14 protein-coding genes are annotated in these 14,220 nt (G+C 44.4%); 5 read left to right on the top strand and 9 right to left on the bottom strand.

Annotation, left to right across the window (positions count from 1 at the left end; translation table 11 throughout):
- Nucleotides 1-37 precede the first annotated feature (37 nt).
- Together QUB30_RS06435 and QUB30_RS06430 are read right to left on the bottom strand one after the other, a co-directional pair.
- Nucleotides 38-895 (bottom strand): ABC transporter permease, encoded by an 858-nt coding sequence (locus tag QUB30_RS06435; RefSeq protein ID WP_333330754.1) that lies wholly within the window; start codon nucleotides 893-895, stop codon nucleotides 38-40.
- Between the two features lie 65 nt (nucleotides 896-960).
- On the bottom strand, nucleotides 961-1,809 hold the full coding sequence (locus QUB30_RS06430) for an ABC transporter permease (protein ID WP_333330751.1): 849 nt from the start codon (nucleotides 1,807-1,809) through the stop codon (nucleotides 961-963).
- Between the two features lie 101 nt (nucleotides 1,810-1,910).
- Here QUB30_RS06430 and QUB30_RS06425 point away from each other — a divergent pair, with 101 nt between their 5' ends.
- Nucleotides 1,911-3,422: an FAD-dependent oxidoreductase gene (locus tag QUB30_RS06425; protein WP_333330748.1), complete on the top strand. Its 1,512-nt coding sequence runs from the start codon at nucleotides 1,911-1,913 to the stop codon at nucleotides 3,420-3,422.
- Between the two features lie 261 nt (nucleotides 3,423-3,683).
- Here QUB30_RS06425 and QUB30_RS06420 read toward each other — a convergent pair whose 3' ends face one another.
- A complete protein-coding gene (locus QUB30_RS06420; protein ID WP_333330744.1) occupies nucleotides 3,684-4,097 on the bottom strand; it encodes a peptide chain release factor 1 in 414 nt (137 codons plus the stop codon).
- Nucleotides 4,098-4,262: 165 nt separating this feature from the next.
- Between QUB30_RS06420 and QUB30_RS06415 the strand changes: the two genes are divergently transcribed.
- A complete protein-coding gene (locus tag QUB30_RS06415) occupies nucleotides 4,263-4,469 on the top strand; it encodes a hypothetical protein (RefSeq protein WP_333330742.1) in 207 nt (68 codons plus the stop codon).
- Between the two features lie 239 nt (nucleotides 4,470-4,708).
- Nucleotides 4,709-5,131: a DUF6335 family protein gene (locus tag QUB30_RS06410; RefSeq protein ID WP_333330739.1), complete on the top strand. Its 423-nt coding sequence runs from the start codon at nucleotides 4,709-4,711 to the stop codon at nucleotides 5,129-5,131.
- A 93-nt stretch (nucleotides 5,132-5,224) separates the two neighbouring features.
- Here QUB30_RS06410 and QUB30_RS06405 read toward each other — a convergent pair whose 3' ends face one another.
- Together QUB30_RS06405 and QUB30_RS06400 are read right to left on the bottom strand one after the other, a co-directional pair.
- On the bottom strand, nucleotides 5,225-5,326 hold the full coding sequence (locus tag QUB30_RS06405; RefSeq protein ID WP_333330735.1) for a winged helix-turn-helix domain-containing protein: 102 nt from the start codon (nucleotides 5,324-5,326) through the stop codon (nucleotides 5,225-5,227).
- 82 nt (nucleotides 5,327-5,408) lie between these two features.
- Nucleotides 5,409-5,585, bottom strand: coding sequence for a hypothetical protein (locus tag QUB30_RS06400; protein ID WP_333330732.1), 177 nt, complete (start codon nucleotides 5,583-5,585; stop codon nucleotides 5,409-5,411).
- Nucleotides 5,586-6,060: 475 nt separating this feature from the next.
- Between QUB30_RS06400 and QUB30_RS06395 the strand changes: the two genes are divergently transcribed.
- Nucleotides 6,061-6,762, top strand: coding sequence for a DUF4079 domain-containing protein (locus tag QUB30_RS06395; RefSeq protein WP_333330728.1), 702 nt, complete (start codon nucleotides 6,061-6,063; stop codon nucleotides 6,760-6,762).
- 165 nt (nucleotides 6,763-6,927) lie between these two features.
- Here the strand turns inward: QUB30_RS06395 and QUB30_RS06390 are convergent, their stop codons facing one another.
- The 3 genes from QUB30_RS06390 to QUB30_RS06380 all read right to left on the bottom strand — a co-directional run bounded on the left by QUB30_RS06390 (nucleotide 6,928) and on the right by QUB30_RS06380 (nucleotide 12,236).
- On the bottom strand, nucleotides 6,928-7,806 hold the full coding sequence (locus QUB30_RS06390) for a sugar ABC transporter permease (protein ID WP_333330724.1): 879 nt from the start codon (nucleotides 7,804-7,806) through the stop codon (nucleotides 6,928-6,930).
- Nucleotides 7,807-8,127: 321 nt separating this feature from the next.
- On the bottom strand, nucleotides 8,128-9,591 hold the full coding sequence (locus QUB30_RS06385; RefSeq protein ID WP_333330721.1) for a CIA30 family protein: 1,464 nt from the start codon (nucleotides 9,589-9,591) through the stop codon (nucleotides 8,128-8,130).
- A gap of 122 nt (nucleotides 9,592-9,713) precedes the next feature.
- Nucleotides 9,714-12,236, bottom strand: a complete 2,523-nt coding sequence (locus QUB30_RS06380) for an ATP-binding protein (RefSeq protein ID WP_333330718.1) — start codon at nucleotides 12,234-12,236, stop codon at nucleotides 9,714-9,716.
- A 489-nt stretch (nucleotides 12,237-12,725) separates the two neighbouring features.
- Between QUB30_RS06380 and QUB30_RS06375 the strand changes: the two genes are divergently transcribed.
- Entirely contained in the window at nucleotides 12,726-13,100 is a 375-nt protein-coding gene (locus QUB30_RS06375) for a hypothetical protein (RefSeq protein WP_333330715.1), read from the top strand.
- A gap of 125 nt (nucleotides 13,101-13,225) precedes the next feature.
- Here the strand turns inward: QUB30_RS06375 and QUB30_RS06370 are convergent, their stop codons facing one another.
- Nucleotides 13,226-14,086: an Hpt domain-containing protein gene (locus tag QUB30_RS06370; RefSeq protein ID WP_333330712.1), complete on the bottom strand. Its 861-nt coding sequence runs from the start codon at nucleotides 14,084-14,086 to the stop codon at nucleotides 13,226-13,228.
- Nucleotides 14,087-14,220 lie beyond the last annotated feature (134 nt).

The following is a 14,220-nucleotide window of genomic DNA, read 5'->3' as shown; positions in this document are numbered from 1 at the left end:
GCAGACGACAATAATTATGACACAGAAAGCTATTTTTTTAACTTTTCTGAACTTTTAACGATGATAAAACCAGCAATAAGGAAGCGAACAACATCAAAGTTGAAATGGCATTAATCGCTGGCGTTACTGCAAATTTTATCATGCCGTAAACAAATAGCGGCAGTGTCACCGAACCGACGCCGGTGGTAAAGAATGTCACGACAAAATCGTCCAGCGACAGAGTAAAAGCCAGCAGTGCCGCGCTGAAAATAGCGGGCCAAATTAGAGGGAGAGTGATCCGCCAAAAAGTCAGCCATTCGTTAGCACCCAAGTCAAAAGCTGCTTGTTCTAATTGAGGATCTAGTTCCGCCAAACGCGCTCTGACAGTAATAGTCACAAAGGAAATATTAAAGACAACATGACCGATAATTACAGTAGGTAAGCCGAGGTTGAGGCGAATTCCCGTGAGATTTTCTACGATCCGAAATACTAGGGTAAAGAAAACTAGCAGCGAAATGCCGATCGTAATTTCGGGCATGATAATCGGCAAAAACAGTAAAGCTTCTACTGCTTTGCGCCCGGGGAAATGAAATCGTTCCAATGCTAGCGCGATGGTTGTACCAAAAACGGTTGCTAACAGAGTCGAAATAGCTGCAATTAGCAAGCTGTTGTTGAGGGCTGTCAAGATTCCGGCGCTGCTACTCGTAGCAATCGTCGCGCCTGCATTGCTAAACAAACTGCGGTACCAATCGAGGGTAAAGCCGCGCCAAACGGCATTGAATCTGGAGGCGTTAAAGGAGTAAATAATTAAGATGAGAATTGGCAAGTAAAGAAAGGCAAATGCTAGTGCAGCTTGTACCCAAAGCCACTTTTTGCCGATCGCCCGCACGAGCAAGTCTAGTTTTGTTTTAGTCATCAGTCATTAATAATTAGCGCATTTTAACCTAAATGCAGAGTGCACCGATTAATGTACACCTTACCTTATTGAGGTTCGTCAGACACGCGGAAGTAAATTAACACAGGAATCAATATGATTACCGTCAACAGCATAGAAAGCGCTGAGCCAAAAGGCCAGTCGCGAGCTTTCATAAACTGATTTTGAATCAAATTTCCGACCATAACTGTTTTAGAACCGCCCAATATATCCGGTGTGATGAAAGCGCCGACTGCGGGAACAAAAACCAGAATCGAACCTGCCACAATGCCGCGACTTGTTAATGGTAAAAATACGCGCCAAAAAGTGCGGATGTCATTTGCCCCTAAATCGTGAGCGGCTTCTACCAATGAAAAATTGAAGCGTTCTATGCTAGAATATAAAGGCAGAACCATGAAAGGTAAATAGCCGTAAATAAGACCGATCGCCACAGCGAAAGGCGTAAAAAGCAAGTTTAACGGTTCGCTAATAATTTGCAGGCTTTGCAAGGCTGTGTTAACTACTCCTTCGCTACGCAGGAGTATGATCCAGGCGTAGGTTCTCACTAAAAAATTAGTCCAAAATGGAATAATTACCAGCAAAAGCAAAGCATTTCGCCAGCGGGGAGAACGGGTGGCGATGAAGAATGCTAGGGGATAGCCAACTAACAAGCAAGCGGCTGTTGTTAGAAAAGCCAGCCAGAGCGATCGCCCAATTACTCCTAAAAAAAGTCCGCTGAACAAACGCTGGTAGTTGCTGAGAGTAAATATCCAAGTAACGCCCCCGTAAGTACCGCGTTCTAAAAAACTGTACAACAGTACAATTAGCACGGGCAAAATGAAGAAAACCATCAGCCATGCCGTAGCGGGAAATAATAGCAGCAACAGGTTAGTTTGCTGGCGGTTTTTGACACTCATTATTCACTCAAGCGAAATTTAGCACATAATCCAACACATTTTATATCAAATCCGGATTTTATGAATTATGTCATCATTAATAAATTATCAAGAGGTACGCAATGTCAGCACAATCGTCAACCCCAAAAATAGTCGTCGTCGGTGCAGGATGGGCCGGTTTAGGCGCTACCTATCACCTAGCCCAGCAAGGCTATGATGTCACCCTGTTAGAAGCCGGCCCCTATCCGGGAGGCTTAGTTGCAGGGTGGAAAACCGTCGGCGGGCGTTCCGTAGAAGCTGGGATTCATGGCTTCTGGTATCCCTACAAAAACATCTTTTCCTTAGTCAAGGAATTAGGACTCGATCCCTTCACGCCTTGGACTCGTTCTTGTCAGTATTCACCCGCCGGATTGGAAGTAGAATCGCCGATTTTTCAGGACGAACCGCGGCTTCCCACACCGTTAGGAACCTTTCTTTACACGCGATTTAAAAGGCTGCCATTAGTCGATCGGCTTTCAGCCTTACCCTTACTCTACGCCGTCCTAGATTTCGACAATTCCGACGAAGCTTGGCGCAGGTACGATCGCGTCACAGCCCGCGAATTGTTCAAACAGTTTGGCGTTTCTGCAAGACTGTACCGCGATGCTTTTGAACCGATGTTATTAGTAGGTTTATTTGCACCAGGAGAACAGTGTTCTGCTGCCGCAGCTTTGGGAATGCTCTATTATTTCATATTAGCACACCAACCGGATTTTGATGTAGTTTGGTGTCGCGGAACAGTCGGAGAAAAAATCTTTCGTCCCTGGGTCGAACGCCTGGAAAAACTCGGTGCAAAAGTATTGACAAACCAACGAGTTACTGATTTGATTGTTGACAGCAACAATCAAGCAACTGGCGTTGTTTGCGGCGAAGAAACCTTCGATGCAGATGCAGTTATTTTTGCAGTTGGCGTCACGGGAATGCAAAAAATTATCAGCAGCAGCCCCGCTTTGCAAAGCCGCCAAGAGTTTCGGGACGCGATGAATTTGGGTGCCGTTGACGTGTTAGCTGTTCGCCTGTGGTTTGACAGGAAAATTGACATTCCCCTGCCTTCTAATGCCTGTTTTGGATTTAGTTCAACTACAGGTTGGACATTTTTTGATTTGAATGCTTTGCACGACGAATTTAGAAACGAGCCGGGAACAGTTGTCGAAGCTGACTTTTATCACGCAAATCAATTAATTCCCCTGAAAGATGAGGAAATTTTTTCCCTAGTTCAGCGGGATTTAGCGACTTGCATTCCGGCTTTTCGGGAGGCAAAAGTAATTGACAGCAGCGCGATTCGGCTGTCGCGGGCGGTGACGCATTTTGCCCCTGGCAGCTATCAGTATTTGTTGCCTGCGGTAACAAGTTACGATAATGTATTGATGAGCGGCGATTGGGTTGTGACCCGCCACGGTTCTTGGTCGCAGGAAAAAGCTTATGTTACTGGTTTGGAGGCGGCAAATTTGGTAATTTCGCGTTTCGGCATCGGAAACAAAGCGGCAATTATTCCTGTGGAAGCTGACGAACCGCACATTCAAATCGGGAGAAAGATTAATCAGTTTACTCGCAGTTTGATTAAAACATTCATTCCAGATTTTTGGCTGCCATAAGAAGAAGGAAGTTCGGCAACGGATTATGTAACGGATTTAACGGATGTCAGGAATAAGAAAGAGGGGAGAAGGAAGAGGAAATTTCTTGATTTAAGCGGTAAGGTGCGCATTGCGCACCCTACATATAGACTAATAACCAATGACCGCTGACTGATGATACTATTTTCAAAAAAAAATACAACTGTAGACAAGCTCAAAACCACGAGCTTCGTCAGTCATAGCCAATCTAAAATCTAAAATCTAAAATCTAAAATGGCATGACTATCGCCAATAAGGTCGGCCCTTCCAAAAAACTCCCACCGTAATTCCTATTAGTGCAGTTTCTGATAAACTTGCTAAAGAAGCAGGTATGGGTAGGAATGATTTTAAAACCAAACCCAAGAGCAGGCACAAAACTAAAACCCACAAACTAATTCGGTTGAGCAAAAATTGTTGTTGCCAATACTCTAAAAAGTACACTGCTAAAGCTCCCATTCCCACTGCTGCTGCAAAAGGTATCAATATCCCGAGGGAGGAACCGTAGAGAAGCGTCACCCCGTTGCGGATTGCCCGCGATTGCGTGAAACCCCAGGCTAAAAATAGCTCTAGTCCAATCACGATTGAGTTGACGAGGGCGGCAATTTGCAGCATTTCTCGCCAAGGTAAAAGTTTTAAGCGCCGCAGAAAATTGTTCACGATCGGCAGATTAGGTAGGTTGCTTTGATTTTATAACAGTTTTGCCCTGGCGATCGACCTTTGATGACAATTTGTGAAGTAAAATAAAGATATAGAGCAGTCTCTTGACAAATTAACCCAGAGTACCTGCCTATTAGTTGTTGGAAATGTGAAAGGAAAAAAGTTATGGTGGAGAACACTGTCGATTGTGCTGTAGCTTGCGTCAATGGCTGCGTTCTGGGCGACAAGTGCCCGAAGCGGGAATACGCAGAAGCAACGTCCAACTTTATTGAAAATACTTCTCTGGATAAAATGCTAGAAATAGCAGAGGAAGCGGTGAGAAGGAAACGGATGGAACCCCCCAAATGGATAATTCCTGATTTTCCTGAATAGAATTACCCTCCCCATTAAAAAGCGATCGCCCGTTGCAAAAGGGCGATCGCTTTTTGTATTCCCAATGAAATAGCTGAGCCGACTCAATATATTTCCTGGGATAGAAGCTAAAAGCTGAAATAGCAATTATAATACCACTTAATTATAGCCAATGGCAATATAATAAAAACAATTCTGTTAAAGCCAAATTCGGACATCTTTAATTTAATGTAGTTCAAAAACAAACAGGAGCAAGTATCGTGGCACAGCAAAAGAAAAGCAACGAAAAAACAACAACAGAACGCGATAATTTGGGCGAATTGCCTCAAGAAATTACCGAATCTTACGGTACCGGCGTCATCGATCAACCGGGAGCGAGCCAAGACGACATAACAACCCTGCAGGACAGCAGTTCGGAATACTCTTCCACAACTTCCCAAATCGGCGGCGAGGATGGCGATCCTGCTGCGGAACAAGAAAGTGCCACTGGCGAGCAATCGGTGGGCGGAACAGCGCCTACTCCCGACATGGATATGGTTGACGAACTCGGAGCCGCTGCGGGCATAGAGATGGCCGATGGCGCTATTTTGAACACAACAAATATGCTTGAACATCGAGATGAAAGTCGCTGGGAATTAGACCCTAGTTCTGCGGAAGATTATCAGGAACGACCGGATTTATAGGTCTATTTGGGATAAAAAAATAGGTAGTATAATATGAGCGGGTTGACCATTATCCATACTTCATATCCCAAGTATTTGTAAATCCGCCCCTCATCACTTTTGCTCTCGAAGCACATATCCAACTCCCCGAACAGTATGCAGCAGGCGTTTTGAGTTACTTGCTTCTAACTTAATCCGTAACGCACTAATATACACTTCAATAATGTTTCACTCGCCCATAAAATCGTAACCCCAGACTTTTTCTAAACTGCGCTCGCCTAAGGAATTGACTGGGATTTTACAGCCTAAATTCTACCAAATTCAAGTCTTTTGCAGTGAGTTCAATTAGTTGACTGCCTCGATAAACTTCACGGGTTAAACCGTTCAAGATTAGGTCTTCAAATTGTAAGTTATCCGCGTCATTTTGTTGAGTTCTGCGCAGACGTGCTTTCACTCTCGCGAGGAGTTCTTCCATACTAAAAGGCTTAGTAACATATAACCTCAAAGTGATGCAGGGAATTAGTGGCTAACCGGCACTGACATTACCGCCAGCAGTTTTCATTTCCCTGAGAACAAGGTAATTGTAATTGCGTAATTGCGTAATTGCGTAATTGAGAAAGCTGTACCTCACCCAATAGACAACTGCTATAGCAATCTTAAATAAGTCGTAAATTTTTTACCCCACCCCAACCCTCCCCTTATCAAGGGGAGGGAGTAAGAAATTCACAAATGATTTAGGATGGCTATATATCTTCTGATTTATCCACATTTCCGGTGAGTTACCCTTCATAAAGCGTGTTTGTAGTCAGGAATTCTATCCTCTCTATGCGGGTGAATAATCGCTATTAGTCCTGACTACAAACTTACTGTGGTTACAGTACCGGATATGATATTATGTATAGCAAAAACCGGGTTAATGAAGCCAACCCTCCTCAAGAAAAAGGTGATCTATGGAATTTAAAGATTTTCTGGCTTTGCTGCATCCTATTTTAGCTGTAGCGATTGTTTTTCCTATGCTTGGTATTGTTCTCAATATGGCGTGGCAAACCATGCAGCGTCGGAAGCAAATTGCGATCGACACCAAGAGCAAAATTCCACCTGTAGTCGGTCCAGAACACGTCAAAGCAGGTCGAATTCTGTCAGGTTCTGTGGTAGGAGTGACGCTGTTGGGTCTAGCCTACCCGATTTTTGAGCATATTTGGAGCAAAGATGTTTGGAGTAAAAACTCCTTTCAGGTCATTTTCATTGTCCTGATGTTTGTGGCAACTGTCGGCTCTTTGGTCATGCTGTATCGAGCTACACCCGCTTTATGGCGCGGCATATTTGCGACGCTAACAGGTACTGGTTTGGTGATTCTTGGCACTCAAGATGGGGTTTATCGGCGAACCAATGAATGGTATTGGTCTCACTACTACATTGGCATCGCCGCTGCGCTAATTATGGTTTTCTCCCTTGCCATCATTGAAGACATTTACAAAGACCGCTCAAATCGCTGGCGCACTGTCCATGTGATCTTGAACTCGATCGCTGTGCTGCTCTTTCTGGGACAGGGAATCACCGGAACCAGGGATTTATTAGAAATTCCTCTGAACTGGCAGAAACCCTATATTTATACCTGTGATTTCACTAATAAGACCTGCCCAAAGCCGTGAGCGATCGCATTACTACGAGATTCAAGTCTAAATTTAGTATAAATTATAAGGGCGGGCGGGACGCCCACCCCACAAAAAATTTGATGTATTGTGGAACAGGCATCTTGCCTGTTCTTGAGATGAGAATAGTGCAATATCTCAGTCACTACCAATCAGTCATAAATCTTAATCATTGCGAGTCAAACCCTGAAGGCTAACTTGCAAAATCGACAAACCCAAAATTAGCAAAAACAAAACCAGCCCGATCGTACAAGCATAGCCAATTTCCAAATCCTTAAAAGCCCGTTCGTAAAGATAATAAACCACAGTCTTAGAACTATTGCGAGGCCCGCCCTGAGTCATAATATAAACTTCTTCAAAAACCTTAGTAGCAGAAATCGCAGAAATTACCGCAACTAAAACTAAATAAGGCTTCATCAGCGGCACAGTAATATCCCAGTGCTTTCCCAAACCATCAGAACCATCAATAGCAGCCGCCTCATAAAGTTCTGCCGGAATAGCTTGCAGCCCTGCCAAATAAATCACCATGTAATAGCCCAATCCTTTCCAGATAGTAACCGCCATGACGCTAAAGATTGCTAACTTCGGATTAGCCAGCCAAGAAACCGGAGGTAAACCTAACAATTCCCCCAACTGATTCAGCAGTCCAGTCTCAGCAAACAGCCACTTCCAAGCAATCCCGGCGACAACCATGGAAATCACCGCCGGCGTGTAGTATGCGGCTCGAAACCAGTTCATCCCCTTAAGTTTTTGGTTGCACAAAATCGCCATTCCCAACGGCACAACAACCAATACAGGCACAACGCAGGTGAGATACAGCAGCGTATTCGTCAAAGTTTGCCAAAATGTGCGATCGCCCCACAACCTGTAAAAATTCTTCAAACCCACCCACTGCGGCATTTGAGTTAAATCATATTCGTAGTTGGTAAAACTCAAATAAAAAGCTTGCACCGCAGGCCACAAAACAGTCAAACTCAAAATAAATAAAGCCGGAAGTAAAAACAAATAAGGCGTCAAATAGCGTCGGGAAAAAGTGACAGACATAGTAATTGGTAATTGGTAATTTTACTCGTTAACAGGCTCTGCCTGGTAACGCATATCCGGAGGCTCTGCCTCCAATTTTCCTACTAACAAGCGAGGCAGAGCCTCTGGACATTGATTCCCAAGCCTAGCCTGGGAACCAGTTATAAAACTCGCATTTTACTCGTTAACAGGCTCTGCCTGGTAACGCATATCCAGAGGCTCTGCCTCCAATTTTCCTACTAACAAGCGAGGCAGAGCCTCTGGACATTGATTCCCAGGCCTAGCCTGGGAACCAGTTATAAATCACCAAGCGTACCCCATTTTACTAAGAAGTGCTATATGTTATTTAACTCCAGAAAACAAACCCTGCCAGTCTCGGGGAGAAGTGGCATTTTCCCCCTCTTTCACCTCAAAAGTAACGTTGCAAGCTTGCGGTTGTTCCAAAGCCTCCACGCACAATTCTGCAATATCTTCCCGACTGACTTTGCCCCTAATATTGTCTCCTTGCTCAAATATTAAAGCTTTGCCACCCGGTTCTTCAGTCAAAGCGCAAGGTCTGACAACCGTATAAGGTATGCCGCTCGATCGCACGCAATCTTCCCCTTTCAACTTCCAAGTCAAAATCCCCCCCAACATATCATTCATTCTGACTGCCGGCGGTTCTTCTTCCAAGTTAATTCCCGGGCGGCCCGGGCGGGTAACTCCTGCCGAACTCACCATCACAAATCGCGGCAAATTCTGTCCTCCATAAGCTTTAACAGATTCTAACTCCAGTTGAAAAATACCCGGTGTAAATTTCGGGTTGAGCGCGCCGTCATATTCAAACTTGCTCAACATTAACTGAAAAGAAAAAATACTGCTGGCATCAAATTTAGAGCCATCTTTAACAGTTTTCGCGCGGAATACTGGAATTAACTCATCAAAGGGAACAGTGACAGTAATCCAGATATTGTAAACAGTATCAAACGAATAGCAATAGCCAATTCCATCCCATTTAGCTTCGTTACGAACAATCAATTTGTAGCGCTTGCCGTCCCCTTTCACACGTAGTTGGAGGCCGCTAAATCCTGCGAGATTGAGCGGAGGATCGAAGTTGCGGGTACGCACAGAAGCAAAGCCGCCCGAGTTGGCAGTAGAAACATTGCCTGTGAATATAGCTGTATTGTCTGTAAGTACGATCGAACTTTCGCTAGTGCCGCCCATCACGATATCGTCTAGCGCACCCCAAGTTTCTTTCAAATCTTGGCTGGGTTTTGTGAAGTCAAAAATTGTTTTGTCGCCTGCTTTTATTACCTGGCTGCGAACAGCTTGGACTAAATTATTGATGCCTTTGTATTCGACTATTTCGGGAACATCGACAACTTCCGGCATATAAAATTTGATGCCTTGATAATATTTTTCCCGGGTTGGGGTGTCTCCTTCTATCGGTTGAACTTTAGTGCCGGTACAGCAGATAACTGCTTCTATGCCCTCGGTTACTAGCGGTGTTAGGGTTTCTGGGAGTGTGATATCTCCTTCGACTAACTCGACATTTTTGCCGAGAATTTCTGTTGCTCTTTTAGCATCTCTGACGAGGCAGCGTACTCTATATCCCCGCTGTTGCAGCCGCTTGACAACTCGCTTCCCGACGCCGCCGGTGGCACCGGCTACCAGTATCAGTTTGGGTTGGTCTTTTTTAGTTTTGCTGCTGCTTCCAAAGAGTTGTTGCAGCCAGCTAATGCTGCCAATGAAGGGAATGACGCCGAAATAAGCCAAGGTTTTGAGAAACCGGCCGGCATCCCATTGGGCGGTTTTTTTTTCAGTCATACTAGCTTCCTCAGAATTGGCTCAAATCTACTTAGCTGCTTTTGTATTTTAATCGAATTTTCGATTTTTGAATTTGGTCGATTCCCTACTTTCGGGATAGCTTCGTTCGCGCGGACTTTTTTTCACTTGACAATGGGTTTGGGATGAGTTTGGTTCAAGGGAATCTCAATAATAAACTCGGTTCCCTCTCCGGGGGCTGAAATGCAAGTCAATTTGCCGCCGTGTTGTTCCACCACAATTTCGTGGCTAATCGTCAAACCTATCCCCGCACCTTTGCCCACAGGTTTTGTGGTAAAAAACGGCTCAAATATTTTCTGGCGAACTGTTTGGGTCATGCCCCAACCGTTGTCCTCGATCCGAACTGCTACGGCTTTTTCTCCCGGACAAATTTCAGTCACAATCCGAATTTGTCCGTACTTAACTGGCTCTTCTTTTTCCCCGCCGTGGGACAATAAATTATTGTTGACAAAGGCATCTTCGAGAGCATCAATTGCATTTGCCAGTACATTCATAAATACTTGGTTGATTTGAACTGGGTAACACTCAACCAAAGGCAAGGAGCCATATTTTTTGATGAGATGAATTGCTGGGCGATCGGGCTTCGGTTTGAGTCGGTTGCTCAAAATCAGCAAAGCGCTGTCCAATCCGTCGTGAATGTCAACTGGTTTAATGTCTGCTTCGTCAATTCTAGAGAAATTTCGCAGCGACTGAACTATCTCGCGGATGCGGTTAGCTCCTACTTTCATTGAACCCAGCAACTTCGGTAAGTCTTCAACTATAAACTCTAATTCTACTGCTTCTATTTGTGCTTGAATTTCTGGCGAAGGCGAGGGATAGTGCTGGTCGTAAAGCTGCAATAAATCGATCATTTTTTGACTGTATTCATTAGCATAGCTAAGATTTCCGTAGATGAAGTTAATCGGGTTAGTGACTTCATAAGCAACCGCCGACACTAACTGTCCCAAACTTGACATTCTTTCGCTTTGCACCAATTGAGTTTGCGCCCGCTTAAGCTCGGACATCGCTGTTTTTAAATGAGCAGTTTTTTCGCGTTCTCTGGCGACTGATTCTTCTAGTGCTCTATTTAATTTTTCGAGTTTGGCTACTTGGCGTAGCACTATATTAATCATTGCTGTTTTCAGTTCCAATGCAGCGTCTATTTCGCATTTTTTCCAAGGCAACGATTTGTACCTTACATTTTCTTTCCACAGCTCGAAGGATTTCCGAGGAGACAGTCGATGGCTGCCATCTTCCTCTATTTGAACTGGTTTGTTGGGGTTGCCCGCCCAATTTACTGTCTTAATTACTTCCGGGCGAAACCACAAAACGTATATTTTCTGAGTCGGCGATATTGCTATGGCCAAACACCCGCTGGCCGTGTCTTTAAATTCCTCAGCTTCTGGATAGCATTTTGTCAGCGAGTCTGTATAAAATATTTCTTTATTTAAATGCTCTTGCACCCAATTAGTTAAGTATTTGAGCGCTTCTCCTTGAGGTGTTTGCCCTACTTGATAGCAATTGTCTCCAAATACTATTGCTGCTCCCTGGGCGTTGACTGCTTCTAGCAAATTATGCTGACATTTAACTAACACTTCTGACAAGTTTTCGGACGTGGATATGTCTTCAAAAATCTTGGTTTGAATGGATTTTAAGTGTAGTTTGTAGTCGTAGTCTTCGTTTCCTTCTTTGGATTGCAGTTCTAAGGACATTACTTGCCCGATAAATTCGCAGGCGGCGCGCAATTCATAGTTGAGGTATTTTGGTGTATAGTTGTGACAAGCAATCAATCCCCACAGTTTTTTATCTTTGATTAATGAGATTGACATCGAAGCTGCAACGCCCATATTTTGCAGGTATTCTATGTGAATGTGAGAAACGCTTCTCAACACGCTGAAACTGAGGTCGGTGGGCTGGGTGGTGACATGATTGTTTGCTGAAACAAGGGGGACGGGTTGATAATTAATATCTGGGATTAACCTCAGCCAATTTAACGTATACAGTTGTCTGGCTTGTTTGGGGATATCTGAACTTGGGTAGTTTAATCCTAAGAAAGGACTCAGCATTTCTGCTTTGTCTTCAGCGATCACAGCGCCGTTGCCTTCGTGGTCAAATTGATAGACCATCACTCTATCAAAACCAGATATTTTTCTGACTTGTTCTACAGTTATTTGAGATAATTCCTTGAGATTTTGGGCGCTTTGAATTTTGCTGATAGTGGCTCTCACTGAATGATAAAAACTAAAAACAGAAAGATTTTCTGGGCTTGTGGCTAATTCCAACTCTACCATCAATACTTCTTCTACTCGGTGGAGGATGCAGTCAAATTCTAAATATTTACCTTTGTTTATGACAGAGAGTTTAATGGGATTAACGGTTTTTAAGTTTTCATTGCACAAACAAAGCTTGAGTTTTTTTAGTTGAACTCGATTGAAGAATAAGCTCAAATTTCGACCGATCGCACTTTCCGCCTCGACTCCTAACAAATCTTGCGTATTTTCGCTGGCTTGCAGTATTTCTAGTTCAGGTTCTCGTACAACAAGTAGCACCCCGTGCGGCTGAATGTGCCCCGATATGTGAATGGGTTCTCTGTCGCAGTTTGTCAAGTCAACTTCTTCGAGTGCGGGAATTGTGATTTGTAGATCCATTTTCTTTGTCTTCCGCTGTAAAATGTCGAGAGGGTTCTAATGATTTGAGATTTGAGAGCAAATTGGCTTTTCCATAATAATCTCATATTGTTCGATCGCATAACGGATCGATCCCTGGACGGACACTGAGAATCAATCATCCGAGAATCAGCGCATCAAAAATGATTAAGTCGAAAATCAGCCTGCCCTATGTGTTGCTGTTCAAGCCGCCTCAGCCTTCTAGAATTTTTACCGACTAGGCTCTTATATACTATCGCTTCCCGATGTTAATTATCATAGCAATTGTTGCCATTCTTCAAGTATGTTTAAGAATTTCCCAAAACTTTAATATTTGTGGTAAGATTTTGCCAGCAGGAAAAGGGGAAGAGAAATGCGTCTCCAGAGCGGCCTACTGACGAAAATATTAAGTTAAGGTAAGGGTGACAAGATCTGAAAGTCAAGTCACGCTAAGCTCTTTAAGTATATCCAACAGGCCCGACAATTAGACTGATGATCGACTTCAATACAGTTACAGAATTTTCTCATACCTACTGCATAGCTATCTGTGCCTTCTTAGTTCCGGCAAACTTGCTGACTACTTTGCAGACAGCGATTTTGACAGGACTAAACCGACCTCGAATGCAAGTTTGGGCCTCTGTGCTTGTGGCCAGCCTTTGGGCTACAGCAATGATATTTCACGTTTTTACCTGGTTCGCGATCGGGGTAGTCATGCCTCCGACATACATCTTGCTAGTTATGGCAATCACTTGTCTGGCTATTAATATCTGGGCAGTGGGGCATCCGGCGAGCATGATGCAATTAATTGGAATTGCGGTATCAGCTTTTAGGGGAGGTTTTGGAAGGAAGAAAGATTTAGTTATCTAGGAGATCGAAAAGAATTTGGCAGGGGGTAATGTGAAAGGCTTCAGGGAGAATCAGGGAGAAGATGAGTTTCAGAAGAAAGTTTTTCAGGTGGCAAATCGTGCATCCGAAGGCTGATTTTTCAGCGGTTATTCCGGTTCGCGATCGCGACAGTCTTCTTCTTTTTCTGGGCCGCGGGGATGGATGGTGCAGTTGAGTCGATAGCCGCCGTCGCTTCTGCCGTAATAGTAGCGGCATCCGGCGCAAATTGCGGGACGTTCGATCGCACTTTGGTAAACCGGATAATCTCCACTCGCCAGTAGCGAAAAATCGCGGTGCGTCTGAACAGTCCCGATCGTAGCGCCTGAAAGTTCGACAGCTTGGCGGATGTTTTCAATCCTGCTATAAGGCGGCAGGTAAATGTCAATAAAAAGGCGTATGCCCTCGCCTTCCTGTTCGTGGCGGGTAATAGTGCCTCCCAGCAAACCGATGCGCGAAGCAATGGCGGAGGAAAATTCCTCCAGGGAGGTGCAGTAACCGGAGAAAACGTGAATGTGTTCATCGGTGTTAGCCCTGACACTCAGGCGAGTGGGAATGAGCACTCTCAGGTAAGCGTCGAGTTCGTCAAAAATCGGTTCGGCGAGGGAGAGGATTTGGTTTGCGTCTTCGTTGTTGAGCCCAAAACCCTTAGAAACCTTGGACACGAGGGCTGCTAAAATATCAAAAACTTGGGTTAATAGCGATTGCAGCCTGCTATCAATGGCGATCGGACATTCTCTGAGCAGTTTTAAATAATCCTCCAACCGGTGGGCAATTCGCTGAATGCTGCTAAATCCGAGCATAGCGGCTCCCCCTTTAATCGAGTGCGAGGCTCGAATGAGCTGGTGCATCCTGTGGGAAGCCGGCACCGTGTTTTGCAGGCCCTGCAAGCCTTGTTCGATGATTTGGATGTTTTCTGTGGCTTCTTCGAGAAAGTACCCGATGATGCGCTGTAGTTGTTCTGGCAGCATAATTTTATTCTCCGAAAGGCACCCGAGTATCATTAGTCATTAGTCATTAGTCAGACATTTGATAGTTTGGAAGCGATATTTAACTGACGAGTTATTTTTGTTTTTAAGCCCTAATCTGTTTTATTCTGACTCAC

It is taken from the genome of Microcoleus sp. BROC3 (assembly GCF_036702515.1).
In the GTDB taxonomy this organism is placed as follows: domain Bacteria; phylum Cyanobacteriota; class Cyanobacteriia; order Cyanobacteriales; family Microcoleaceae; genus Microcoleus.
Note: the sequence above shows the minus strand (reverse complement) of the source record. Positions and strands in the feature narration are given on the sequence as shown.